Below are 717 nucleotides of genomic sequence, written 5' to 3' on the forward strand. Positions count from 1 at the left end.
CGTATTGTGTCTAGACGAGAGGCAGTGCAGTTTGGAATCCCCGCAAATGCGGGGTTTTTTATTATCTGGAGGGTGTATTTTATGACATCACAAAATACAGAACAGGCTCCACAACCCATTAAAAAGCGTATACCCCCAAAGGCAGGTCAAGGGCGTGTCAAAGGCGTTCCGAATAAGATGACGCGCATTTTAAAAGAAGCAGTGGTTAAGGCTGCTGAGAATGCTGGGAATAAAATTGGCAAGGATGGTTTGATCTCTTATTTGGAAAAACAGGCTATGGAATGCCCCGCTGCTTATTTAGCGTTGCTTGGTAAGGTGTTGCCTTTACAGGTAACAGGTGAAGATGGGGGAGCCATTAAGGTGATAACGCGTGTAGAAATCGCGCCTTTGGTCAATGACAACACGACAGATTAATATTGTTCCAAAGCTTATACCGATTTTTACAGATAAGGCTTTGGTGCGTGCTGCTTGGGGTGGACGAGGGTCTGGGAAGACAAGATCATTTGCCTTGATGGCTGCTTTAAAAGGCTATCAATTTGGTATGCAAGGGATATCGGGCACTATACTTTGTGCACGTCAGTTTCAGAATTCTTTGGCAGAAAGTTCATTGGAGGAGATTAAGCGCGCCATTGAAGCGCATGACTTTTTAAAGGACTATTACAAGGTTGGGGAGTCGTCGATTAAGTCGATAGATGGTCGTATAGCCTTTCAGTTTTC

The 717-nt window shown here is 44.5% G+C and carries 2 protein-coding genes; both read left to right on the plus strand.

The annotated features are described in order from the left end of the window. The first annotated feature begins 81 nt into the window (after nucleotides 1-81). Nucleotides 82-414: a hypothetical protein gene (locus ACFIJZ_RS10015; RefSeq protein WP_375632019.1), complete on the plus strand. Its 333-nt coding sequence runs from the start codon at nucleotides 82-84 to the stop codon at nucleotides 412-414. Then, the coding region (locus tag ACFIJZ_RS10020) for a phage terminase large subunit (RefSeq protein WP_375632017.1) at nucleotides 395-717 on the plus strand (323 nt) is incomplete at its 3' end. The genes ACFIJZ_RS10015 and ACFIJZ_RS10020, both read left to right, overlap by 20 nt.

Origin of the sequence: Bartonella sp. CL70QHWL (assembly GCF_042194855.1) — a bacterium.
Lineage (GTDB): Bacteria > Pseudomonadota > Alphaproteobacteria > Rhizobiales > Rhizobiaceae > Bartonella.